Here is a 23853-nt window from a genome sequence, read left to right as displayed (position 1 = left end):
CAGGGCGGCCAGCGCCAGCGCCGCCGCCAGCGGCACCACATACGGCTGCGCCGGGGCCAGCGCCGGCACCAGAGCGGTCAGCGGCACCACCAGGCAGGCCAGCAGCAGGAACAGCCCGGCACCGGCAGGCACCACCGCCATTTCCAGGAGCGTCGCCTGGCCCAGTTGCCGGTTGCTGAGGCCGCCGCCACGCAGCCAGGCCGCCCGGCCCAGAAGGTGCACGATGTTGCCGGGCAGATATTTGGCAATCTGCGTCATGGTGTAGGAGGGATAGGTCCGCGCGCGCGTTTCCGGCGCGAACAGGCCGACGATGCGGTGCCAGTTCTCCACCAGCAGATACAGGGCCAGCCCATAGGCGATGGCAAGGCCCGCCACGGTGACAAGCTGCGCCGGGCGCGGCGTCCAAGCCGACAGGTCAGCCCAATGGCGATGCGCCTCGCGGCCGATGAAGGCCAGCGCGACCAGCATCAGGAAGCGGCCGGCGTATTTGGCGAGCCGCCCGCCCTCTATGCCCTGGAACCAGCCCGGTGCCGCCATGGCGATCAGGCCGGTGCGGCGTCGGCCCGGCGCAGCAGTGACGTCTCATCCGGATAGGGCAGGCTCGGCGCCCGGCCGGCCAGCCGCCGCACGGCCATGCCGCTGCTCTCGATCGGTGCGCGGTAGCGGGCCCGATGGCTGTTGTCGAAGACGATCAGGCCATCGCTGGCCAGCCGTGAACGGGCGTGCGCCAGGCAGGCGCCGCGGGCCCGGCCATCGATCACGATCAGATCGAAGGCGCCTTCGTGGGCGTCGATAGCATGGACATAGGCGGCAAAGCCCAGCCCTTCGGCGCCCGGCTTCTGGGACGCGAACGCCGGATCGATGCGGCCGGTTTCGGGTTCGACCAGCGCGAGATTGACCGGCGCCAGCCCGGCCAGCGCGGCCAGGCGTTGCCTCACCAGCGCACACCAGGCCGCATCATGCTCCACGCTGAAGACGCTGCCGGCGCGGCGGGCCAGCCAGACGGTGCTGGCGCCCGAGCCATATTCGAACACCCGCGCTCCCGGCCGGCTGGCGAGAAAATCCTCCACCTCGCAGATCGCATCATAGGTCCACCACGGCACGTCCAGCGCCACCAGCGCGTCGATATCGTGGATGGCAAACAGGCTGCGCAGCCAGTGCCCGTTGCGATCGGAGCGGTGCGGCGGCGTCGGGCCGCGCAGCGCGCCGAGCTGGCTGGCCAGCAGGCCGGCGCCGCGCATCCCGCTGACATAGGCCGACTTGGCAAGGCGCGAGGGGCTGAGGCTCATCTGGCGGCTCCTGGCTCAACCGGCCGGTTGTCCTCGCCCAGCGCCGGCCCTTCCTGCTGCTCGATGCGGCGCACCCGCACCAGAATGTTTTCCGTCAGCCGCCTGTTGGTGGCGATCGAATCCGACAGGAAGGCAATCACGATGGTCAGATAGCCAGCCAGCAGGAACACACCACCCAGCACCAGCGACTGCACATGGCCATCGCCCTGCCCGATCAGGTAGAAGTAGAGGAAGCGGATCACCGGCACCGCGCCGATCAGCAGCATGGCCATGCCGAGCAGCAGGAAGGCGCTCAACGAGCGGTACATCACATAGCTGCGCATGATGGTGACAAGCTGCTTGCGCAGGAAGGCCCCCATCGACTTGAACAGCCGCGACGGCCGCGTGACCGGGTTGACAGCGACCGGCACCGAAACAACGGTCAACCCCTTCTGACCGGCATGGATCAGCGTTTCGGTGGTATAGCTGAAGCTGGTCATCACATTGATGCTCAGCGCCGCCTCGCGCGAATAGGCGCGGAAGCCGGAAACGGCATCGGTAACATCGACACCGGCAAGGCTGCGCACCACGCGCGTTCCAAACTTCTGCAGCAGCCGCTTCAGCAGCGAGAACTCCCGGTTCTCGCCTGGCTTGCGGTCACCGATGACGATATCGGCGCGGCCTTCGAGGATGGGCCGGATGAGATCGGGGATGGAGGCGCCGGAATATTGATTGTCGCCATCGGTGTTGACGATGATCGTCGCCCCCGAGGACAGGGCATTCTCGATGCCGTTCTGGAAGGTGCGCGCCAGGCCCTTGTTGCCCTTGTTGCGAACGATGTGATGAACACCGTGCCGCTGCGCGACCGCCACCGTATCATCCGTCGAACCATCGTCGATCACCTGGGTTTCGATCACGTCGACGCCGGCTATGGCGCGCGGCAGTTCTGCCAGCACGACCGGCAGCGTCTCCGCCTCGTTGTAGCAGGGGATCTGGATGACCAGCTTGACCGGGCGCGCTGGCGTTGTGCTGCCGTTCATTACACGTAACTCGAACCATTGATATGACGCTGCTCTGGCCGCCTGTCTCGCATGAAGGTGGCGATTTCGAAAGCAAAAACCCCATGACATCTGCGCGGGTGGCTCAGGCGTGGCGCCCACCACTCGCGGAAATCGGACGCAGGGTTCACACCGCCACTGGCTCCCTGGCCGCCATCGGCATAGGATTCAGCCCATGCACGCCCCCGTCCCGCCTCTCGTGAATGGCCTCGATTTCGCCGCGATGGACGCGGCCCGGCTGCGCCGTGACCCGGCCTATGATGGCATCTTCTTCATCGCCGTCAAAACCACGGGCATCTATTGCCGGCCGGTGTGCCGGGTGCGCCAGCCGCTTACTCGCAACATCAGCTTCTTTCCCAGCGCCGCAGCCGCCGAGCGCGCCGGCTATCGCCCCTGCCTGAGGTGCCGGCCCGAAAGCGCGCCCTTCTGCCCGGCCTGGAACGGCACCCGCACCACAGTGGAACGCGCCCTGAAGCTGATCGACGGCGGCGCGCTCGACGGGGACGGCACGGTCGATGCGCTGGCCGCGCGCTGCGGCGTCGGCGCCCGCCACCTCGCCCGGCTGTTCCGCGAGCACCTTGGCGCCTCCCCCATCGAGGTGGCGCAAACCCGCCGCGTGCAGCGCGCCATGCAGATGATCGCCGGCAGCCAATTGCCAATGACCGAGATTGCGCTGGCCGCCGGCTTTGCCTCGCTCAGGCGATTCAACGAGGTTATCGCTGCCCGCTACGGCCGGCCGCCATCGGCCCTAAGGGCCGTGCGACCACACTTGACCGCTCCAGCCTCAAGCCACTAGGCCGGGCCCCGGACAGATGGCCGAGTGGTTTAAGGCAGCGGTCTTGAAAACCGCCGTGGGCGAAAGTTCACCGTGGGTTCGAATCCCACTCTGTCCGCCACGCCCCCATTCCCTGGCGCACCTCCCCATCCACCAAATCGCTGATTTACCAAGGAACGGTGTGGACGTTTGTTCCGCGGCGGCCCTTGTTGCACCCTGGCAGCCGCATTATCTTCATGGGGAAGGAAGATGGGTTCGGTTCCCATTTTCGAGTTTTGATGGGGAACGGCTATGCCCAAGCGCCTGCAGAATGCCCTCACCGTGAACGGCGTTAAGGCCGCTTTGAAACAGCCTGGCCGCTACGCGGATGGCCAAGGGCTGTTCCTGGAAGTGAAGTCCGCTACCGCTGCGAGCTGGATTTTGCGCTACAAATCCGGGGAAAAGATGCGGGAAAAGGGCTTGGGCAGCGCCTTCACGCTGGAACTGGTCAAGGCCCGCGAAGCCGCAGCAAAGGTGCGAACCCAGGTGGCGGAAGGCCATGATCCGTTGGCCGAAAGGGAAGCCGCCAAGCTGGCGCCAACCTTCAAGGTGCTTGCATCCGAAGTGCTGGCCACCCTGAAGCCAGGCTGGCGCAACGCCAAGCATGCCCACCAATGGGAACAGACACTGGAAGCCTATGCCTACCCAACCATAGGCGAAAAGACGGTGGACAGCATCGATGCCCAAGACCTGCTGGCAGTCCTGCAACCCATTTGGCTGACCAAGCACGAAACTGCCCGCCGGGTGCGCCAGCGGCTGGCCGCCGTGCTGGACTTCGCCTTTTCCCAAGGCTGGCGCCCGGCTGAGACGCCGATGCGGGCAATATCGCGCGGCCTGCCCAAACGCTCAAAGCCGGTGCGGCATATCGAGGCCATGCCCTATGCCGATATTGCCACCTTCATGGCCGAACTGCGCACCGAACGGCAGGGAATGGGCGCCCTGGCGCTGGAAGCCCTGATCCTCACCGCCGCCCGTTCTGGCGACATTCGCGGCGCCACCTGGGATGAAATCGATCTAATGGGCAAGCTGTGGTCCATCCCGGCTAACCGCATGAAGCGCCCCCGGCCACACCTGATCCCGCTTTCCGATGCGGCGGTGGCGGTCTTCCAGAAGGCGCTAGAACTACGCACGGGTGAAGAACCCCTGTGCTTTCCCGGCATTGTCCGCACCCGCGCCACCGCCACCCAGCCGGCCATGGCCAAGCCGCTTTCCGATGCCAGCCTGAAAGCCGTTCTGGTGCGCATGGGCCGCACTGCCCTGCCCCATGGCTTCCGGTCCACCTTCAAGGACTGGGTCAGCGAAGTAGCGCGCTATCCCAACGAATTGTCCGAAGCCGCGCTGGCCCATGCCATCAAGGACAAGACAGAAGCCGCTTACCGGCGCGGTGATCTGCTGGAACGGCGCCGGGAGATGATGGACGCATGGGCCACCTGGTGCGAAGTTCGACCGCCTAAACGCTCGTCCGCTTCAAGCGCTGGGCTCTAATCCATCATTTAGGGAAGTCGGAGCGGCAGCAGGTTACAGTTATTGAAGAATTGAGTTATCGCACGAGCCCGAAGCTGGGTAATGATCTCAGCAAGGAAGGCGATCTCAGCAAGCGAGGCACCACGTCCATGACCCCCCGTTCCGCGCTCGGGCAACGCGAGCACGAGCTGCTAGCACTGGCGGCGCGTCCGATGACTGCAAAAGAGATAGCGAATGAAACCGGACTAAGTGTCGGAACTGTAAATAATTATCTCTCCAATGCCCAGCGGCGGATGGGTGCACGAAATCGCACTGAAGCAGTTCGGATGTTCAGGGAGCACAATAGAGAAAACGGCACCCAGCTTCACAGCCAGTTTCAACTTGCAAATGAAGTCTGCCTGGACGTGCAACCTTCGCTATCGGAGTTAGCGCCCCACCCTCCAATACCAACTTATGGATTGGCTGACAGCGTGGCGCCACGTTCGAGAGCCTCCCTTGAAGCCTTCCTTGATCCTGTAACTGTAGGAGGGTGGGAACTGCCAAGACCAGCCAGTCTCGATTGGCAGAAGCGACTCTACACGATATTGATTCTTACCATTGTCATTGCCTTCGCGATGGCTGCCGTTGTCATCCTCCTCGACGCCCTCACCCGGTTTACCAGCAGCTAGATGCCGACTATTCGGCCGCAGGTAGCACCTCAGAGAAAGTCATTTTATCAAATAGAAGCCCGTTCATACCAGAAACTCTGAGAAACGAAATCAAGGCAACTTCAGCCGTTATCATTGATAATTTCACTAGCTTTATCGGCTCTTGCGATGGTTCCAATTCTATTTTTGCTTATATTGGTCAGCTGTAGCTTTTACGCGCTCGCATTCGGAGGTCGGCCTGAACGCAGTGCGGCACTGATGCTGATTGCAGCAGCGTTGGCGACGGCGTTGGTTGGATATGGGCTTCCTCAACCGAGCGGTAGTATCCGATGGCCAGTAATGTTGGTCGATTTCGGGTTAGTGGCTGGGCTAATGTTTATAGCACTTACGGCAGACCGCCTGTGGCCCTTGGTTGTCACAGCTCTGCAGCTTATCACGGCTATCTCGCACCCCGCACTAGCGTTGGCAGGTGAAACAGCGCCGCGAGCTTACATAATCGCAATTTTTATGAGCGGATTCCTGATACCGCCCGTGTTAGCGATAGGCACATTTATGCACCAACGCCGCATTGATCGTGACGCGCACCGCTGATTGGTACCGATCAGAATTGGCGCGCGCTCCGATGATTTGTGCTTGATGGGACGGCAACACCGTTGGTGCGTCGCGGAGGCTCTGGGCGCTCACAGCCAACGTCGCAAAAAAAGTTCATATGAACTTTTGTCGGGTTCCCGAACGAGCTGCACCGGCTGCATCGATGGCCGCGGAGCAACGGATGTCCAGCGCAGCGCTGTTCCAGGATCTGGGTGCCATTATGTCCTAACCCTGAAGGGCCATGGCGGATACCTGTCCTGGATCTGCGTCTGTCAGGTACCGGGGGTCGCCCGACGGGGCCGAACTTGGTTATCAAATGCTGCTCTGCGCGATCTTGGCGCTGACGATCGTCAATCACCTCGGCGCGCTCACCCGACTGTTCAAACCCATTGAAGATGGGACGCGTCGACTATGGTCGTTGCGCCCGAGCGAGGCCCCATGCTCAACGAACAACTGAAAACCGCCCGCGACATCCAGAACGAGATCAAGACAGCCGAAGCTGCGATCGATGACGCGCTCACCAGCCTTGGCCGCCTTGCCGGAAAGCTTGTGACTGCCCGCCGTGAATTCGACATCGAGCTCAACGTCGGTGCGAGGGCTTTCGACCGTCTCGGTGAAGCCACCGCCCTGATCTGCCAGACCCGGGCCAAGGTGCTCGGCGTGCATGCTGTCCTCAGCAATGTCCGGGAAACGGCTCCCGGCTTCCGGGAGCTTGGCTTTGGCGCCCTTCAGCCTTCAGAGAAAGGAGAACTGAACGACCAGCCCACCGGCCTTCGCGCGGTCAGCTGATGGGCCGCATTCGCCACGATGTTTACCGCACCAGGAAGCGTCCGTTGACCAGCGCCCTACATCAAACCCGTTCGTACTTCGAGGGATAAGGTGGAAAGTGTTCCAAGCATAGTGGTTTCGCGGCTCGGATGTGGTCACCTAGCACCTGAGGGCCGGACGGGTGCGTCCCGTGCCGGCCCTACTGGGCAAACCTGTTCTCCAGACACACCACGACGCGATGTTCGCGCGCAAGGCAAAGATGCCTCGCGCGACACTCTGCGGCACTTTCTTACACCGGCGTCGCACCGGGCAGACGAAGCGCTCGACCTACTTACGCGCATACTGAGCTACGCCGTAGGCGAAAAAGCGCCGCATATCGCAAAGAGGCTCATGGCAGAGGCCGCAACACTGCCAGCCGCCTTGGTTACGCCCGGCCATGAGGTGCGCTTAATGACGGGCGATGAAAAGGTCGCTGATTTGTTTAACCTTCTCATTAAGTCCTTCAATCACACCATCGAAGTTGGTTTGCGCGCTCCAAACCTGCATCCGACTGCCGAGCAGGTGCGGGTTTTCCTGCTAAGTCGCTTGGGCCTGGAAAGGGTCGAAGTGCTTTACGCACTGTTTTTCGGCGCGAATGGTTCTCTCATACACGAACGGGAATTGGCGAGAGGAAACCGCACCGCATGCCTGCCATGTCCACGCGAGATCGCGCGCATTGCACTTACTGTCGGAGCTTCCGCAGTAGTGCTCGCCCATAATCACCCGTCGGGTTCTTTGCAGCCCAGTCGCGATGATGTTCAATTCTCGGCCCAAGTCGCCGCAGCACTGTCCCTCACTGATGCGGCGCTGATCGACCATCTCATAGTTGCAAACGGCGCCACCCAGAGCATGCGTCAACTTGGTCTTCTGTCTGAAGTAATGGCTGACCGCGGAGTGGCACGGTGAACCGCCCGGCCGACAGTGAAGAGATCCACAGGGTCGCGCGCGGTTTGCTTCAGCTTGCGGAGCGGCTGAACGCGACGTCCGCCCAGCCTGTCCGTGCGCCGGCAGCCCTCTCCCCGGCTATGCTGTTAGATCGAGCTGAGAAGCTCTATCGGTTGCGCCGCTTGCGCGGACGACATTTTGACGAACGCTTGTTTGGCGAGCCAGCCTGGGATTTGTTGCTCGATCTCTTCATCCAAGGTGAGCGCGGTGCGGCGGTGTCGGTCAGTAGCGCCTGCGTTGCTGCTGCCGTACCAACGACGACGGCGCTGCGATGGATAACGACCCTCGTACGCAACGAGCTCATCGATCAGACCCCCGATCAAATGGATGGCCGGCGCAAGTTCATCAAGCTGAGCCAGCGGGGTCGCCGGATGATGATCGAATTTCTTCTAAGGGCAGAATGATGGCCGGCATATCCCCGGCCACAGGAATTTGGCCCGACTTTCCCTCTATGGAGATGGTGCTGAGTCGCTTGATCTGCAAGTTGTCCTGCCACGCAATTCCTGCGACGAATAGCGTGAAATCATCGTTGAAGCACGCGGCGCACGACGATAACGGCGTGAATAGAGTCGTAGTTGCATCACGGTTATCGTTCAATAATGGGCAACTTCCTTCCTAATCGAGGCGAGAGCTCGGCAGTTTGTAGTCAGATACTATCAGTTAGGCGCCCGTGAGAGATGAGTAGAAAAGAAACATATCTGGCAGCGCCAAAGGGCGAATTCACCAAGATCCTTCAGATATACATCCGGTTACGTTTTGAATGCCGAAGTGCGTTTCCGGAAGTCGGGCATCTGCCAGGCGCATGGGATGTGCTGCTGGATATGGCCCTCGCGCAACAGCTGGATCAACCGTTCAGGATCACAGACGCAGAGAGCGCTGCTGGCGGCTCGGCTGCAATGGCGCTGCGGGCGTTGAAGGCATTGCTCGAAGCAAAAATGATCTCGCGCGACATGCACACGGGCTATGCAAAATTCCGCGTGGATGAAAGCACGCTCGGTCGTCTACAAGAACTACTGACCTCCGATTACTCACATTAGTCGTAAGCTGGCAGGAGTTTTATTCCCAGAAAACGCATAATATAACTCACGTCGAGCTCTGTATACATTCAAGCGTGGATCGACTGCAAAAAAATGCGAAATTGCAGCCGACCTGAACGCTAAAGAGGACGGAAAAGTCGATTAGATTGATGTGTTATACTAATGCGCATTGCGTGAAATAAATTCAGCAGCCGCATTGTTTACGATCAATTCAGCTGACTGTAGGTCAATAGGAGACGAAAGGGCTCCTGCAAAAGCAGAAAGACCTACTTCCTGATTATCAGTAGCATCACCTTCAGTTATCAAGATAAAGATGGCATCTGGCGCAAAAGCCTTCGCTTCCCAGCCCATTACAGATTGCTCGCGGCCAACAAACACCAGCTGCGCCCCTTTAGCCGCCTCTGGTGTCAACGCCGGCATCGCTGTGCATTGCCAATCAAGAACACCCAACAGCAGCAGCAAGATTTCTTCATTGTCAGGATTAAGTCCGCACAATGCTGCCCGCGGAATTACAGAAGAATTTCGCCCGCCTGCCTCTTCCAAGAACATTGAACTTGTTCTCCTTGCCACAACGCCTCCCCTTTTATCACAATCGTTACGCCATTTGACCGCAATCAAGGGACTCCGGTGTCCACACTTAAAAAGCACGGCGATACCACCGCCTTAAACGTAGGTCGTCCACCCCAGGATGCAAGCCTCAGAGATGCATATGTGAGACCGGCGCCACCTCAATCAGGTCGAGTTGAAAGTCTGCCGGAGAACCGCACCACCGCCGCCCGTTCTGGCGACATTCGCGGCGCCACCTGGGATGAAATCGATCTAATGGGCAAGCTGTGGTCCATCCCGGCTAACCGCATGAAGCGCCCCCGGCCACACCTGATCCCGCTTTCCGATGCGGCGGTGGCGGTCTTCCAGAAGGCGCTAGAACTGCGCACGGGTGAAGAACCCCTGTGCTTTCCGGGCATTGTCCGCACCCGCGCCACCGCCACCCAGCCGGCCATGGCCAAGCCGCTTTCCGATGCCAGCCTGAAAGCCGTTCTGGTGCGCATGGGCCGCACTGCCCTGCCCCATGGCTTCCGGTCCACCTTCAAGGACTGGGTCAGCGAAGTAGCGCGCTATCCCAACGAATTGTCCGAAGCCGCGCTGGCCCATGCCATCAAGGACAAGACAGAAGCCGCTTACCGGCGCGGTGATCTGCTGGAACGGCGCCGGGAGATGATGGACGCATGGGCCACCTGGTGCGAAGCAAAATCGGTTGAAAATGTGGTCTCTATCTCTACCGCCCGCAAGAAATGGCATCGCCCCTTGCACCCACACCCGCCCCAATTTACTCATTGTCGGCGAAGGATGCCCCGGAAACAGCCTTGTTCCGTAACTTTTCCCAAGGCGTCCTCACTGCGCGCGACATGTGGGCCTACAACCCAAGCCAAGCCGGAGTTGCCGCCAACCTGGGACGAATGATTGCCAGCTATGAGGCCGAGGCAGATCGATTTGAAGCAGCCTTCGCAACCGCAGACCGCAAGACGCGAGCTGCTGCAGTCGATGGGTTTATTGACACAGATGCGACCAAGATAAGCTGGTCGCGCGCACTCAAAGCTGATTTGGGAAAAGGCAAGCGCTTCAGATTTGCTGATGCAGCGGTTTCCCTGAGCCAGTATCGACCATTCGCGCGGCAATGGCTCTATTATAGCCGCAGTTTCAACGAGATGGTTTACCAGATGCCGCGTATTTTCCCGATGGAGGAGAATGGGACAGAAAACCGCGTGATACAAGTGTCTGGGGTAGGCGCGAGGGCCGGCTTTGCGGCGCTTATGTCCAAAAATGCACCGAACTTTGACACGATTGAAAAGGGTCAATGCTTTCCACGTTGGTTATACGAAGTGGCGCCAAAGTCCGTCGATGGCCAGCTTGCGCTGGACGATGGCGCCTCAACCGGCGGCCTCACCCGTCGCGACGCCATCACCGATGCAGGCCTGGCCCATTTCCAGGCCGCCTATCCAGGCGAAACCATCACCAAGGATGACCTATTCCACTATGTCTATGGCCTGCTGCACTCGGAAGATTATCGCAGCCGCTTTGCTGACAACCTCTCCAAGGAACTGCCGCGCATCCCGGCAGTGAAGAAAGCGGCGGACTTCTGGGGCTTCGTGGAGGCTGGCCGCGCGCTGGGCGACTTGCATTGCGATTATGATGCCGTGGCGCCCTTCCCCGTTACCATCGCCCAGGGCGCGCTGGCACTGGCCCATATCCCCGATCCGGTGAAATACAACCGGGTGGAGAAGATGCGCTTCGGCGGCAAGCGCCCGAACGTGGACAAGACCACCATCCTCTACAACAGCAACATCACCATCACCGGAGTGCCGCTGGAAGCCTATGATTACGTGGTGAACGGCAAGCCGGTCATCGAATGGGTGATGGAACGCCAGGGAGTGAAGGTGGACAAGGCCAGCGGCATCATTTGGGACGCCAACGAATTCGCCAACGAAACCATGGGGGACCCGGCTTATCCGCTGAAACTGTTGCAGCGCGTGATGACGGTCAGCCTCGAAACCGTGAAGATCGTCCGCAGCCTGCCGAAGCTGGAAATCGGGGACCAGCCCAAATGAACGCCACGGCGCCGGATGCCCTTTCGCAGCGCATCCTGAACCATCTCAAGGCAAATCCGGGCCAAAAGGCGGGCGATCTGGCGCGGTCGGTTGGCGCCACCCGCGAAGAGGTCAACCGCAAGCTTTATGGCCCGCTGAAGACCCGTGTGAAGCAGGACCGTTCCTATCGCTGGTATCTCGCCGACGATCAGGACGCGCCAACCAATGACCCGGAACGGGATACGCCCGAATTCGCCAACACGCCGCTGGCCAAGCTGGCCCGCTATTATCTCGCCTGCCTGGGCTATGACGAGGCAGGCGTTTCCACCTTCCTCACCTCCAAATTCGGCGATCCCGATTGGACCGAACTGGAAGCCCTGCCCCGCCCGCCCACGGCCATCGATGGCCTTACCGCCGCCCGCTCCCTGTTGGGCCGCAAACGCAGCGAACAGGGCCGCTATGGCCTCTATCTGGGCTATCCGACCGCCCTCACACTGCTGCGGTCGAAACGCAGCGACTGGACCGGCTACATGGTCGAACCCATCCTGCTGTTCCCGGTGGAGCAGGACAACGGGCGCCTGTTCATCGATCTGAACTTCCCGATCATCAATCAGAAGCCCTTCCAGCGCTATACCCACGCCGAGCGCGACCAGTTGATGAATGAACTGGTGCAGTTGGAGCAGGAATTGGGCCTGGGTGCCGAGGGCGAAACCATAGAGATTGATGAACTGGCCATGCGGCTACAGGCTGTTCGCCCGGAATGGCCCTGGCGCGAACAGATCAATCCGGACGAGCTTGGCACCGTAAAAGGCCCGCTGGGCGAAGTGGCGGACGAAGGCATCTTCAACCGCGCCTACCTGATCCTGGCCGAGAAATCACCCTTCACCCAAGGCCTGGAACAGGAACTGCGCGAGCTGGCAAAGCTGCCCGAAGCCAACTACGCCAACACCGCCCTTGGCAATTGGCTGCGCGGCGACCCGGCGCCGGTATCGGACGCGCCGACCGACCCGGAACCGCTGCTGGAAATGCTGCCGATGAACTCGGAACAGCGGCAGGCGGAATCGGCAGCATTGTCACGCCCCATGACGGTCATCACCGGCCCGCCCGGCACCGGCAAATCGCAGGTCGTCACCAATCTGCTGGCCAATGCGGCCTGGCGAAACAAGCGTATCCTCTTCGCAAGCAAGAATAACAAAGCCGTTGATATTGTTGAAATCCTTGTGAATACGCTTGGCCCGCGCCCAATCCTGTTGCGGGTTGGTTCAAAGGCCTATCAGGTCAAGCTCGCCGAATATGTGCTCGGCCTGCTGGCCTCCACCACGACCAAGAGTGAGCAAGAGGATTTCGAGGAAGCGAAGGACATTCATCAGCGCCTGGTGGCCAAACACCGCAAGCTGAACGACGAAACAGTCCGCATTGTCGAGTTGCGAAACGAAGTGGACAGGCTGGAACGCACCGCCGAAGAAGCCCGCACCGAGCTTGGCGAAGCGCTGTTCCGCAAGGCCCCCGAAATCGATCCGGCGCCCATCAAGGCTGCGATGGGCACACTAGCCGTTGCCATCGACAACGCAGATCAGAGCAAGGCCCCATTCTTCACGCGCCTGTTCTGGTCCTTTGCCAAGAAAGGCCGGATCACCGCGCTTCGACAGGCGATTGGGGACGTGGACCCGGTGCTGGCCGCAACAGGCTGCCCGGCGACTCCCACCTCCGGCACGACTATCGACCTTTCCGACCTGCGCGCGCACCTTGCGGACGTTGACCGGCGCTTGAAGTGGCTGGCGGATGCACGGACCTACCTCGCGGCCCTTGCCGGCCTGCAAGCCAGCCGAAGCCTGGAAGACGTTTCGCGCGACGAAGCCAAGCTTCAGGAACAGATCGCCGCCCACTCGCTGCAAATGTGGAAGCTGTGGCTGCGCATCCAGCCTTCCCGCCTTTCCTATCAGGACCGGCAGCGCCTTGGACGCTACACCGCCATGCTGCAAATGGTGATCGAAGCCGGCGCCGACGGCGAGCTTTCCAAGCAAGCCTATGGCCAATATGCCTCGATGCTGAAGGACGTGTCTTACCTGCTGCCCTGCTGGGCCGTGACCAACCTGTCCGCGCGTGGCAAGATCCCGTTCGAGCCAGGCACGTTCGATCTTGTGGTCTTCGATGAGGCCAGCCAGTGCGATATCGCATCGGCCCTGTCCCTTCTCTACCGCGCCAAGGCCGTGGCGGTTATCGGCGATCCCAAGCAGCTTTCCCACATCTCCAGCCTGCAACGGGGCCAGGATCAGAGCCTGCTGGAGAAGTTCGGTCTGATCGAGGACTATCCCCAGTGGTCCTATGCCATGCAGACCCTCTTCGGCCTCGCCGCATTGCAGGTCCATGGCGAGGATATCGTTGGACTGGTTGACCACCACCGCTCGCACGCCGATATCATCGACTTCTCTAACCGCGAATTCTACGAAGAGCGCCTTCGCGTTGCCACCCGCTATGACCGCCTGAAGCGCCCCGCCAAGGCTGAGCCGGGCATCCGTTGGATCGACGTGAAGGGCAATTGCCAGCGCCCCGGCGCCGGCGGCGCGGTCAATCGGATTGAAGCTCAAGCCGTGGCAGAGGCCTTGAAGGACCTGGTATTCCGGAAGGGCTATGAAGGCTCACTAGGCGTTGTTACCCCATTCCGCGCCCAAGCCAATGCCATCACCGAAGCGGTCAACGCAGATAATGCGCTAGCCAGCCGGCTCATCCAGCATGGCTTCATCGCCGATACCGTCCACAAATTTCAGGGCGATGAGCGCGACCTGATGATCTTCTCGCCCGTCATAACCGGCGATCCGCCGCCTGGTGCAGTCGCATTCCTCAAGGCGAACGGCAACCTGTTCAACGTCGCCATAACGCGCGCCCGCGCTCAGTTGCTCGTGGTCGGTGATCGGCTTGGTTGTGGCAAATCCGATATCGGCTATCTCTCCCGCTTCGCATCCTACGTTGGCAACCTGGATGGTCGGCCGGTCCCCGTCGACGACCAGGTGGACCATGATCTTGGCCCTGCCTATCCACAGGTTCCCAATCCTCATCAAGTGTCCGATTGGGAACGGGTTTTCTATCCCGAATTCTACAAAGCCGGCCTGCGGCCGATCCCTCAATATCCCATCGAGCGCTTCATTGCGGATTTCGTGGTCGTAAACGGGGAACGCCGCCTTGTGATCGAGGTCGATGGCGAACGCTATCACCGCAACTGGACGGGCGAGCTGTGCCGCCGAGACCAAATTCGCAACCAACGGATGTTCGAACTCGGCTACGATGTGATGCGCTTCTGGGTCTATGAAATTCGCGACGACATGAAGGGGTGTGTTAAGCGGGTCGAGGAATGGATCGATGCCGACTGATTGTTGGTTAGACAACATCGAAAACGTCCTAGCGAGATGACCAGCAAACTGCACCCAATTGCCGTCGGGATGATCGGTGGCGGGCGCCCAAAGTCCTCTGCACCGTCATATGCAGACATTTTGCTGGGCGCTGGCGCATTGCCCGCACCCAGCCTCGATGATGAAATCCGCCGACTGGTCAGCCAGCATGGTTGGGAGGCAGTGGCCAAATCAGCGAAGAAATTGGCAAAGCCGAACAAGCGAGCGGAATTGGAACGGGAGGATTTCAAGGTTCTTGGCAACTTATTGTATGATGAAATTGAAAACGAACTACGTGGTCTGCCAACTCGATCAAATAATGCATTGGCCGATGCAGCTGTTCCTCTAGTCCGCCACACCTGCCATTCGTCCGGTCATCGCCGCATGATGGAACGGCTGGCCAGCCATCGGTGCCATTTCACCCAAGCGATGCTGCGGATTGTTTTGGCGGCTGAAAGTTACCCTTGCAGCGTCTTGCATAAGGCCTGTGAAGACGCACTTGCGGTTGAAGGCATGGAAGAGCATGCCAAACCCTATTTGGATGAGCTGCGGGATGCTGTGGCCGTGTTGGATGCAGCGGGCACGCCGCTGACCGAAGACGTGACGCTTTCGTAGCTGCGCACCATTGTGGCCAAGGCTCGCATGTCACGCCCCGTTAAAGCGGATACCTTGCTGGGTGGCAGTCTGTTACGGGTAACCAGCCTAGGAGAGCCGAAATGACCGGTTCAAATCATGGCATGAAACCATCGCTTCAATTCATGCGCTGAACTATACAAAAAATCTCACTATTTTCTACCAACGCCAGCATATAAATGGAACCCCCAGAAACTTCGGTGCAATCTTGCCCGGCCTTCTGGAGACCAAGACAATGCGCGACCTGCAACCGTCCGGGTTCATGACGGTGCGCCAGTTTCTCGATACGTATCCGATCGGGCGCACCACCCTGTATCGCCTCGCTGCTGCTGGCAAAATTCCGATCGTGAAGATTGGCCGGGCCAGCCGCATTCCCCGCGCCGATGCCGAACGCTGGGCGGCTTCGCTGCCCAAGCTGGGCGGGTGATCTGCGCATGCCCACCCGCGAACCCACCAGCGGCAGCGCCCTGAAAGCCATCCGGGCCAAGTGCCTGGATTGTGCCGGCGGGATGCCATCCGAAGTGCGGGAGTGCGCCATCACCCGGTGCGCCCTGCATCCGTTCCGCATGGGCCAGCGCCCCAAGAAGGCCAGTGGAGAATTGCCGGCCGAAGCCAAGGCCGCGCTGCTGGCCCGGCTGGGCGCCGCAGACACGGGCGGGATAAACAAACAGGAAAAAAGGGCCCCCAATGAAGGGCTGGCACCATGATGGCCACCGCTATGGACCTGGTGGGCAGCTTCATGGCCACCATGGCGGCAACGGGCATCACGCCTGCCAATGCCGGCTCGGTGGCAGCAGACCTGCTGTCTGGCAGGCTTGTGCGCTTCCCGTGCATTGGCGAGCGCAAGCCCAACGGCTGGGCGGTGCTGTTCCTTGATCGATCCCCAGCCGGCGCCTTCGGCAATTGGCGGCTGGGGCGATGCGGCACCTGGCGCGCCAATAGCCAATCCCCTTCCCCGCTCAATCGGCATGATCTTGCACGGGTTAAGGCGATGCGGGAGGCCCGCCGCCTGGCGCTGCAGCAGGACGTGGCGGCCGAAGCGGCAGAGATTTGGAACAAGGCACGCCCGGCAAGCCCCGATCATCCCTATCTGGCCGCCAAGGGCATGGCAGGCGACGGGTTGCGGGAGACTGGCTGGGCGCTGCTGGTGCCGATGCGCGGTCCCAATGGACAGCTGTGGAACCTGCAACGGATTGGTGCCGATGGCGGCAAGCGGTTCATGAAGGGTGGCCAGGTGGCTGGATTGCTGTGGCAATACGGCGACATGACCGATGCCGCCGGTTCGGTGCTGGTGATCGGCGAAGGCGTAGCCACCATGGCGGCGGTGCATGCTGCCACCGGATTGCCCGTGGTGGCGGCATTTTCCGCCAATAATCTTGGGACAATCGCAAAGGCGATGGCCACTCGGCATCCGACATGCCGCCTGATCATGGCCGCCGATATGGACCCCAACAAAACAGGGCAGCGCGCCGCCCGCGAAGCTGCCGCGTTGGTGGGGGCTGGCATTGCTTGCCCTCCACAGCCGCCCGGCTGGCCAGATGGGAAAGGCTGGGACTTTGCCGATGCCTGGCCCTTGAACGGCGGCGCTGATGCCATCCGGTGCGCTTTGAAACCGTTGATAGAATTCAAAGGCGGTGAACAGCCATGACCAAGCCCCAACCGGTGCCCCCCGAAGGCTGGGCAGTCCAGAACCCCGAACCGCCGCCACCGCCATTGCGGGCGATGAAGCTGGGCAATTTCCTGAAGCTGGCATTGCCACCCCGCCAGATGCTGCTGGGGCCGATCATCGCCGAACGGTCGCTGAACATGATCTTTGCGCCGCGAGGCATCGGAAAGACCCACCTGGTGATCGGCATGGCGATTGCGATAGCCACCGGCACCCGCTTCATGCGCTGGCATGCTCCCACCCCGCGCCGCGTGCTCCTGATCGATGGTGAGATGCCGGCTGTGGCATTGCAGGAACGGTTCAGGACAGCGCTTTCCGGGCATGAGTCTGTTCAAGATGCGCATGAAAATATGAGCATATTGGCGGCTGACTCGTTGCCCGATGGTTTGCCTGACTTGGCGACGCCAGAAGGCCAAGAGGCACTGGCGCCCGTGCTGGAAGTCCAAGACCTCCTGATCGTGGACAATCTCTCCACCCTCTGCCGTTCGGGCAAGGAAAACGAAGCGGAAAGCTGGGGGGACATGCAAGCCTGGGCGCTGGCGCAGCGCCGTGCTGGGCGGGCGGTGCTGTTTGTCCACCATTCGGGCAAGACTGGCGAACAGCGTGGCACAAGCCGCCGGGAAGACGTGCTGGAGACCGTCATCAAGCTGGCGCGCCCCACCGATTACAAGGAAAGCGAAGGCGCCCGGTTCATCGTGTCCTACACAAAGGCCCGCAGCCTTATGGGCAGCGACGCCGAACCATTTGAAGCCTGGCGGAAGGATGGAGCGTGGCAATCTGCCAGCGGAACATCGGCACGGGATGCGCAGATTTTGGCAATGGCCGAGGACGGGATGACCCAGCGAGAAATTGCCCGCGCCATCAAGTGCGGCCCTGCCACGGTCAATCGGGTGGTGAAAGCGAATAAGGACAAGTCAGCGTGAAGCCAGCGGATGTTCCGCTGTTCCATTGCATAGCAGGCGGAACAGTGGAACGCCCCGATGGCAAAGAGTGGAACGGCCGATGAAACGCAGAACGGAACAGCGAAACGCCAGCCGATCTGGACCATCCGCAAGCGTAAAATAGGGTGCAAATAGGCCAATGGCCGCCCTCGTCACTTCAGGTGGGGCGGATGCAAACATGCCGAGGCCGATCCAGAGACACCGCGTCCACCGGGCCGATCAATCGCTAACCCAACAATCGCGGCGCCGCATTTTTCGCACCGGTTGCACGCGCGCCCGCGCGAGATGGTTGCCCAGCCGCCCAACTGGCCAATTTTTGGAACGATACCCGCACGCGCGCACCCGCGCGATGCCGCTGGAAACATTGCCACCCGAGGCCGAGAATAGGCCGTAGCGGCGCACTTTTGGTGGGGTATTTTGTGGGAACCAGGACACTGCCGGTATTTTTCTCTTATTTAATCAATCTCTAACCTGTTTTGTTCGATTGACACTCTGTCCGCTACGCCCTCACTGTGAACGGCGTGAAGTCACCACTTAAGAAGGGGATATACCCCCAAAAATCCGGTCGTCAGCATGTGCCTCGAAGCCGCCTCGGGCTCCGGTATCAAGATTAGAATGCTCTCGTGATTCCGAACTCGCTTCTCAGCCGGTTGAATGCGTATAGTTCAATCGTGCTGTCATTTTTTTCGTAAGACAGTCGCGCAAAGGGCGCGAAGCTGCCGACCCTGAGATTGCGGAAGGTTGCACCCAAGCTGGCCCGGTATGATTGGTCTGACCGCCGCCTCGGGAACAGCGCGATACGCTCGTCCGCCACCAGCCGACCAAAGCCCAGTGATGCAATAACGGTTACGGGCCCGATTTCCCGGTAACCAAGCAACGTGGCTTGGCCGCCCCAGAGCGCGTAACCAGGGTCCATCAGCGATTGGCGATCAGCCGACAGCGTAACGCTGAAGCCGGCACGGTTGGACACTGCCCGCTCATAGCTCAACGATGCCGCGTAGACCTGCCCATCCCAGATTGCATTGAAGCGATTGTCGGTGAAGGCAATGCTCCCCATGCCACGCAACTGAGCCTTTCGTCCCAAGGGGTGGAAGTAGTTGAATTCCAGCGTTGCAGCGCGTGAAAATGCCCTTCCACCAAACCATCGCCAAAGGCCGCCAGTTTCCAGCGAGAGCCTGTCCGCTCCCAGCCGCAGCTCCGGACCAATGGTGGCGGAGATCGCTACATCATTGAAATTGCTGGCGCGGTAAAGGTTAGCTGAACCGGACATTCGGGCAAACAGGTTAGTGCCTTTGCTGATCGGAAATCGGCCATACGCCTGGCCACGGAACGCCAAGCCTATGCCCGACTGTTGCTGGGCATCTGGATCAAGTTCGAAATCGCCGATGACGGTCCCGAGCGTATTCGACCGGGTGGCGCGATTGATGTTGCTGTCTGGCGCAACAGCCAGATCAAGGCTGGCCCCTAGCGGCTTTTGCGCCCGCAGTGCCGCCGAATAGCGGTCAACCAGCCGCGCCACATCGGGCGGCAATCCACCGGCCTGGGCTTCGCGCAAGGCGCGGCGCGCGCCTGCTTCGTCACCCAGCATGTCGAGGACACGGGCCAGCTCCAGTCGCACACGCTGGGCCTTGGGTTGCTCGTCGAGTATGGCGCGCAGCAGCACCGCAGCTTCGTTCAAGCGGCGTTGCCCCGACAGCATCAGGGCCAGCCGGAACCGTGCCTCGCTCCTTGTCTCGACGGAGGGATCGGCAAACAGTGCGCGATAGGCCGTTTCCGCGACGGCAAGATCACCAGCCGTCTGGGCGCGACCGGCCATTGCCAGCAGTTGATCGGCGGTTACGGCAATTGACTGCGGACTATCGGGCGCTGCGGCCAATGCCGCGCTCGCCAGTGCGAGCAAGAGTGGCAGCAGGCCGGCAAGGCACGGCCAGCAGCGCATCATGGTCGTCGTCGCACCGTCACTGCCGGCTGCCCGCAAACGCTCCACCGGCTGTTATCCACGACTTCCTTTCGGGGTGCAGGAAGGGCACTTGGAACTGGCCCATCGTCTCTACGGCGCCCGGGCCCGCGAATATGCCGGAGAAGCTACCCTCACTCGGTGCACCCGGTGTGCTCAGGTTGCCGCTGAAACCTGTCGCACCAGGACTGAACTTGGTGTTGGTGAGGGCATATGTGGCGACATCTGGATAGGAGCACCCCCAGTCGCAGAACAGCTGGAGGCTGATCTCGCCGCTCAGCGCGCCCGTGCCAAAGTTGAAGTCGAACCGGGAGGTGCCATAAACACCATCAGCAACGGGAAAACGTCCGACAGCATGTCCAACGTATCGCGCGATTCCCGATAATGGGACCTGGCCGGCCAGCGTTGGCTGGCCAACGGCAAATACTCCATTGACATAGATACCGGCACTTGCGTCATAAGTGTACAGGTCCACGAACGAGACATAGCTGTAAACGGACCCTGATTGGCCAGCCGGAGAAATGGTTGCAAAGTCAGCGAACTGACTTTGGGTAGACAAAGCGGCTGAGAATACTTGCCCTGGCAAAGGGCTTTGGAAGTAACCCAGTCGCCCTACTTGCATCAGGGTACCGGAGCCCTTAATCGGCGCTGTGACCTGGTAGGTCTTGCTCGCCGCGTCATAGGAAACGGAGAAATTGTCGGCATCCGGCGTCCCCCAGCCCTTGCCGACCGTCTTCAGCTGGGCATTGTAGAGCTGATCGGCGAAGAGTGTCGCTGCGACCGGCTGGAAAGCAGGCGGCGTTGGTGCCGGCGTGGGCGTCGGCGTGGGCGTCGGCGCGGGGGTCGCCACTGGCGGTGGTGTCTGGGCGATTCCACCGCCTGCCGCCAACCCACCACCACAACCCGCGAGCAGGCCAAGGCTGCAGCCTGCGAGAACATGCCGTGTGCCGATCATGGACATTTGATCTTCCCACCCTCTGGAGCGCTGGCGTTTCCAGGGCGCACAGATGGTGCCACGCGAAGAGCAGGCCGTGAATGAAGGGTGGCCGATATCTTGCCGATGGATTGCCGATGATGGCCCGTCGTCCTGTTTTCAAGCAGGTTTTGTCGGGTCCAGTACACCGCGAACAAAGGAATCCGGCCAGATGCCACGCTTGCGCCAATAGGCCACGTGTCCAAGCCGTTGGCACAAGACGGCAAATCGAGGATCGGCTCTGAGTGATGTCATCGCCGGAACGAACAAAAACTGCGTTCGGCCCCATTCGGAACCGGCATAGAAATCGCGGATGTTATGGCCGCGCTGCATCACCAGTCCGCTGTTTTGAAGCAGGCCATCAGCCACTGCAAAGGCGGCGTCCAGTTCACCCAGGTGGGCAAAGACCATGACGGCATTGGCGGCGAGGCCCGGCGCGAGCGTGGCCGCCCGGGTGCACACTTCCTTGGCTTCGCGGATATCCGCGATCGATCGGCTTCCAATTGCGACAAGGGCCGCTCGCCAGGATTCAACACTCGGCTTCGACATGTTGGGTGGGCGCGCCGCCGCATCGCCCAGCAGCGCCAATCCAGCGGAGGGTCGATCCGTGAAGGCGTAGATGAGCATCCGTGCGTTCCAAACCAGCGATGATTTGGGCCAGAGGCGGAGCGCCTGGTCCACCACCTTGTCGGATTCCCCGATACGCCCGAAAATCCAGTGTTTGAGCGCGCGCCGCTGTTGGTGACCAGCATTGAATGGCTCGATCGCGATCGCTCGTTCGTTCGCCTCCCAGGAATCGGTGCAGCGTCCCATGCCCTGATAAAACAAAGTGAGATGGGACCAGGCAGCCGCACAGTCCGGGCTATCCTGCAAAACCGCCAGCAGCGCATCTTCCCACCGCGTCCAGCTGTCGAGGTCTCGGCGCTGGAAGGCGAGCACTGTCCGCGCATTTGGCTCCTTCGGATCGCGTGCCAAAGCCTCTTCTGCTGCACCCCGCGCCTGCTCGCTGTTATCGGTCACGTGCGCCAGCCAGCCCCAGGCCGCAGCACGATCCGGATCAAGGGCGATCGCATCCCTGAACAGGCCTTCGGACTTGCTCAGGCCATCCGGCGTGCCAGTGGCTTGCAAACGTCGGCCATTCTCGATCAGCGCGTCGACCTCGGCACGTCTGTTGCGATCGCGGGCAAACATCGCCCCGGCGGCAAGCGCGGCCAATCCGGTGACGCCAGCAAGAACCAGCTTGCGCCGATCAGGTGACGCCACATTCACAGGATTGGCGATATCAATTGCTTCGATATCCAGCGCGTCTCCAACCAACCGAAAGCCAACGCGCGGGATTGTCTCGACACCAAGACAGGTGGAGAGCTTGTTCAGGATGCGGCGAACCTCGGCCACGGCGCGGTTTATGGCATCTTCGCCAACGATGCGATCATCCCAGCAAAGGCGGAGCAGCGCCTCGCGCGACAAGACTCCGCCGCGGGCATCTGCCAAAGCAACTAGAACTCGCATGACGCGCGGTTCCACTTTCATCGACCCGGACGCACCTTCGACCAACCGCAGGGACGGTTTGATGGTCAAATCACCAAGCGCGAAATCAGCGCAGGTGGCGAGCATCGAAGTTCCGGAACTCGGCTTTACGCTAGGTGAAGTCGTCTTCTCCATGAACCTAACCTAGAGGAGTTTGCCACAATGTGCGAGCGCCCCGGGCCAGGAAGCGGTTTTTATGATCCAGGAAGCTTCTGGAGCAATACGCGCCAGCGCGCTTGCGTAAGATTCTTTAAAGTTCATCGATCGCCCATATCTGATGTCCCGCAAAGGACTACTTTCTAGGCGATCTAAGTGGCGTTTCCATAAGGGAAATATTTTTCACCATTTAAATCAACGCCAGAATTGATTTGCTCGAATCCCAGTCTGTCCGCCAGCTCCTGTTGGGCACGGAATTGCCGGCGAACCTCAAAGTGTTCCGCCGCCGTTACTCTGACGCGCAGGCATCCTCCACGGCAGGGGCGACGATGGTCACCGTCTGACCGGCGTCCTTGCGGTAAATGTCGTCGTGGACCAGCAGACTGCCATCGCTGCCCAACTCCGCGGTGAAATAGCCGACGAACACCGGGATCGGCTGGGCGAACGGCACGGTCTGCGTGTCGCGGCTGGTGTTCACGACGGTGTGCAGGCTGTCCCGGCTGGCGGGCGGGCCGAGCAGCGTGGCGGCGAAGCCCAGCGCGTCGTCCACCCGGATGCAGCCGTGGGACAGCGCGCGCTTCTCGCGCTCGAACAGCTGGCGCGAGGGCGTGTCGTGGATGCCGACGCTGTAGGCGTTGCGGAAATCCAGCTTCATCAGGCCCAGCTGGTTGTCGGGCCCCGGGCGCTGGCGATAGCGGTTGCCCTCGCGCACATAGCCCTGCGCCGCCGCGCGCCTCGGGTTGCGCGCGACCAGACGGCCCACGCTTTCCGCCACGATGCTGGCCGGCACCTCCCACCACGGATTGAGGATCACGCCACCCGCCACACCCCTGAACGTCGGTGTTGGCGTTTTCGGCTTGCCGATGATCGCCCGCCAGCGCGCCTGCTCCACCGCGCCGTCGAACAGGCGGATCTCATAGGCCGGGATGTTGACCAGCAGCCAGCGCCCGACGGGCAGCGGCCCCAGTGCCTGCCAACGGGCCAGGCTTGCCGCCACTGCCGTGCGGGCGCGCGGCGACAGCGCCCTTGTGTCGACCGCTTGCAGTTGGGCAGCGGGCCCGGAGAGCGCCTGGGCGGGTGGCGGGGCCGGCATGTCCTGAGCGCCGGCCGCAACCGCCGGGGCCGCCAACAGGAGGCCGAGCAGCCAGATGCAGGCAGTTGATCGCCAGAAACGGGCGGCTGGCCGATCCAGCAACTGTAATTTTCGTTTCATGTGCATAGAGTTTACCTCCATGCATCGAGAAGAACCCTCCGTATCTCGCCGGATGCTGCTGAAAGCCGCCGGCCTGGCAGCCCCCGCCCTGCTCGCTGCCCGCCCGGCGCTGGCTGCCCCGCCGCCTGCAGCGCCGCATCCCCGCCTGCTCGAACAGGCGCGCGCCGCCTTTGATCGCCACGCCG

The 23853-nt window shown here is 61.2% G+C and carries 23 protein-coding genes and 1 tRNA gene; 16 read left to right on the top strand and 8 right to left on the bottom strand.

Features of this window, described 5'->3' with window-relative positions; all coding sequences use genetic code 11:
* From GJV64_RS01950 to GJV64_RS01940, 3 genes are all read right to left on the bottom strand, one after another.
* Positions 1 to 537: hypothetical protein (locus GJV64_RS01950; RefSeq protein ID WP_205599492.1), on the bottom strand; the 537-nt coding region annotated here is incomplete at its 3' end.
* Positions 538 to 542: 5 nt separating this feature from the next.
* A complete protein-coding gene (locus GJV64_RS01945) occupies positions 543 to 1289 on the bottom strand; it encodes an O-methyltransferase (protein WP_205599491.1) in 747 nt (248 codons plus the stop codon).
* On the bottom strand, positions 1286 to 2308 hold the full coding sequence (locus tag GJV64_RS01940) for a glycosyltransferase family 2 protein (RefSeq protein ID WP_164155608.1): 1023 nt from the start codon (positions 2306 to 2308) through the stop codon (positions 1286 to 1288). Before GJV64_RS01940 ends, GJV64_RS01945 begins: the two co-directional genes overlap by 4 nt.
* A 193-nt stretch (positions 2309 to 2501) precedes the next feature.
* Here GJV64_RS01940 and GJV64_RS01935 point away from each other — a divergent pair, with 193 nt between their 5' ends.
* The 8 genes from GJV64_RS01935 (at position 2502) to GJV64_RS01900 (ending at position 8631) form a co-directional block, all read left to right on the top strand.
* Positions 2502 to 3122 (top strand): bifunctional transcriptional activator/DNA repair enzyme AdaA, encoded by a 621-nt coding sequence (locus tag GJV64_RS01935; protein WP_164155607.1) that lies wholly within the window; start codon positions 2502 to 2504, stop codon positions 3120 to 3122.
* 10 nt (positions 3123 to 3132) lie between these two features.
* A tRNA-Ser gene (locus tag GJV64_RS01930) sits at positions 3133 to 3222 on the top strand.
* 170 nt (positions 3223 to 3392) lie between these two features.
* Positions 3393 to 4625, top strand: coding sequence for a tyrosine-type recombinase/integrase (locus GJV64_RS01925; RefSeq protein WP_164155606.1), 1233 nt, complete (start codon positions 3393 to 3395; stop codon positions 4623 to 4625).
* 128 nt (positions 4626 to 4753) lie between these two features.
* On the top strand, positions 4754 to 5272 hold the full coding sequence (locus GJV64_RS01920) for a helix-turn-helix domain-containing protein (protein ID WP_164155605.1): 519 nt from the start codon (positions 4754 to 4756) through the stop codon (positions 5270 to 5272).
* Positions 5273 to 6280: 1008 nt separating this feature from the next.
* Positions 6281 to 6631, top strand: a complete 351-nt coding sequence (locus GJV64_RS01915; protein ID WP_164155604.1) for a hypothetical protein — start codon at positions 6281 to 6283, stop codon at positions 6629 to 6631.
* A gap of 429 nt (positions 6632 to 7060) precedes the next feature.
* A complete protein-coding gene (locus GJV64_RS01910) occupies positions 7061 to 7555 on the top strand; it encodes a JAB domain-containing protein (protein WP_164155603.1) in 495 nt (164 codons plus the stop codon).
* Positions 7552 to 7998, top strand: coding sequence for a helix-turn-helix domain-containing protein (locus GJV64_RS01905; RefSeq protein ID WP_164155602.1), 447 nt, complete (start codon positions 7552 to 7554; stop codon positions 7996 to 7998). The genes GJV64_RS01910 and GJV64_RS01905 overlap by 4 nt, the downstream gene beginning before the upstream one ends.
* Before the next feature lie 273 nt (positions 7999 to 8271).
* A complete protein-coding gene (locus tag GJV64_RS01900; protein WP_164155601.1) occupies positions 8272 to 8631 on the top strand; it encodes a hypothetical protein in 360 nt (119 codons plus the stop codon).
* Positions 8632 to 8790: 159 nt separating this feature from the next.
* Here the strand turns inward: GJV64_RS01900 and GJV64_RS01895 are convergent, their stop codons facing one another.
* Entirely contained in the window at positions 8791 to 9180 is a 390-nt protein-coding gene (locus GJV64_RS01895; RefSeq protein WP_164155600.1) for a hypothetical protein, read from the bottom strand.
* Between the two features lie 78 nt (positions 9181 to 9258).
* Here GJV64_RS01895 and GJV64_RS01890 point away from each other — a divergent pair, with 78 nt between their 5' ends.
* The 8 genes from GJV64_RS01890 to GJV64_RS01855 all read left to right on the top strand — a co-directional run bounded on the left by GJV64_RS01890 (position 9259) and on the right by GJV64_RS01855 (position 17824).
* Positions 9259 to 10092, top strand: a complete 834-nt coding sequence (locus GJV64_RS01890) for a tyrosine-type recombinase/integrase (protein ID WP_205599490.1) — start codon at positions 9259 to 9261, stop codon at positions 10090 to 10092.
* Positions 10038 to 11237, top strand: coding sequence for a type ISP restriction/modification enzyme (locus tag GJV64_RS01885; protein WP_235927557.1), 1200 nt, complete (start codon positions 10038 to 10040; stop codon positions 11235 to 11237). Before GJV64_RS01890 ends, GJV64_RS01885 begins: the two co-directional genes overlap by 55 nt.
* Positions 11234 to 14584, top strand: a complete 3351-nt coding sequence (locus tag GJV64_RS01880; protein ID WP_164155598.1) for an AAA domain-containing protein — start codon at positions 11234 to 11236, stop codon at positions 14582 to 14584. Before GJV64_RS01885 ends, GJV64_RS01880 begins: the two co-directional genes overlap by 4 nt.
* Positions 14585 to 14620: 36 nt before the next feature.
* Positions 14621 to 15217, top strand: a complete 597-nt coding sequence (locus GJV64_RS01875) for a hypothetical protein (protein ID WP_164155597.1) — start codon at positions 14621 to 14623, stop codon at positions 15215 to 15217.
* A gap of 253 nt (positions 15218 to 15470) precedes the next feature.
* A complete protein-coding gene (locus GJV64_RS01870; RefSeq protein ID WP_235927556.1) occupies positions 15471 to 15662 on the top strand; it encodes a helix-turn-helix transcriptional regulator in 192 nt (63 codons plus the stop codon).
* A gap of 82 nt (positions 15663 to 15744) precedes the next feature.
* Entirely contained in the window at positions 15745 to 15942 is a 198-nt protein-coding gene (locus GJV64_RS01865) for a hypothetical protein (RefSeq protein ID WP_164155596.1), read from the top strand.
* A gap of 284 nt (positions 15943 to 16226) precedes the next feature.
* Complete coding sequence (locus GJV64_RS01860) at positions 16227 to 16883, top strand: toprim domain-containing protein (RefSeq protein WP_164155595.1); 657 nt, start codon at positions 16227 to 16229, stop codon at positions 16881 to 16883.
* Complete coding sequence (locus GJV64_RS01855) at positions 16880 to 17824, top strand: AAA family ATPase (RefSeq protein WP_164155610.1); 945 nt, start codon at positions 16880 to 16882, stop codon at positions 17822 to 17824. Before GJV64_RS01860 ends, GJV64_RS01855 begins: the two co-directional genes overlap by 4 nt.
* Positions 17825 to 18452: 628 nt before the next feature.
* Here the strand turns inward: GJV64_RS01855 and GJV64_RS01850 are convergent.
* The 4 genes from GJV64_RS01850 to GJV64_RS01835 all read right to left on the bottom strand — a co-directional run bounded on the left by GJV64_RS01850 (position 18453) and on the right by GJV64_RS01835 (position 23548).
* Positions 18453 to 19829: a porin family protein gene (locus GJV64_RS01850; protein WP_235927555.1), complete on the bottom strand. Its 1377-nt coding sequence runs from the start codon at positions 19827 to 19829 to the stop codon at positions 18453 to 18455.
* Complete coding sequence (locus GJV64_RS15435) at positions 19801 to 20760, bottom strand: HupA family protein (protein ID WP_205599488.1); 960 nt, start codon at positions 20758 to 20760, stop codon at positions 19801 to 19803. The genes GJV64_RS01850 and GJV64_RS15435 overlap by 29 nt, the downstream gene beginning before the upstream one ends.
* A gap of 132 nt (positions 20761 to 20892) precedes the next feature.
* On the bottom strand, positions 20893 to 22434 hold the full coding sequence (locus GJV64_RS01840; protein WP_164155594.1) for a winged helix-turn-helix domain-containing protein: 1542 nt from the start codon (positions 22432 to 22434) through the stop codon (positions 20893 to 20895).
* Between the two features lie 310 nt (positions 22435 to 22744).
* A complete protein-coding gene (locus GJV64_RS01835; protein ID WP_164155593.1) occupies positions 22745 to 23548 on the bottom strand; it encodes a L,D-transpeptidase family protein in 804 nt (267 codons plus the stop codon).
* Positions 23549 to 23853 lie beyond the last annotated feature (305 nt).

Source organism: Sandarakinorhabdus rubra (assembly GCF_010994245.1).
Taxonomy (GTDB): Bacteria; Pseudomonadota; Alphaproteobacteria; order Sphingomonadales; family Sphingomonadaceae; genus Sandarakinorhabdus; species Sandarakinorhabdus rubra.
Note: the sequence above shows the minus strand (reverse complement) of the source record. Positions and strands in the feature narration are given on the sequence as shown.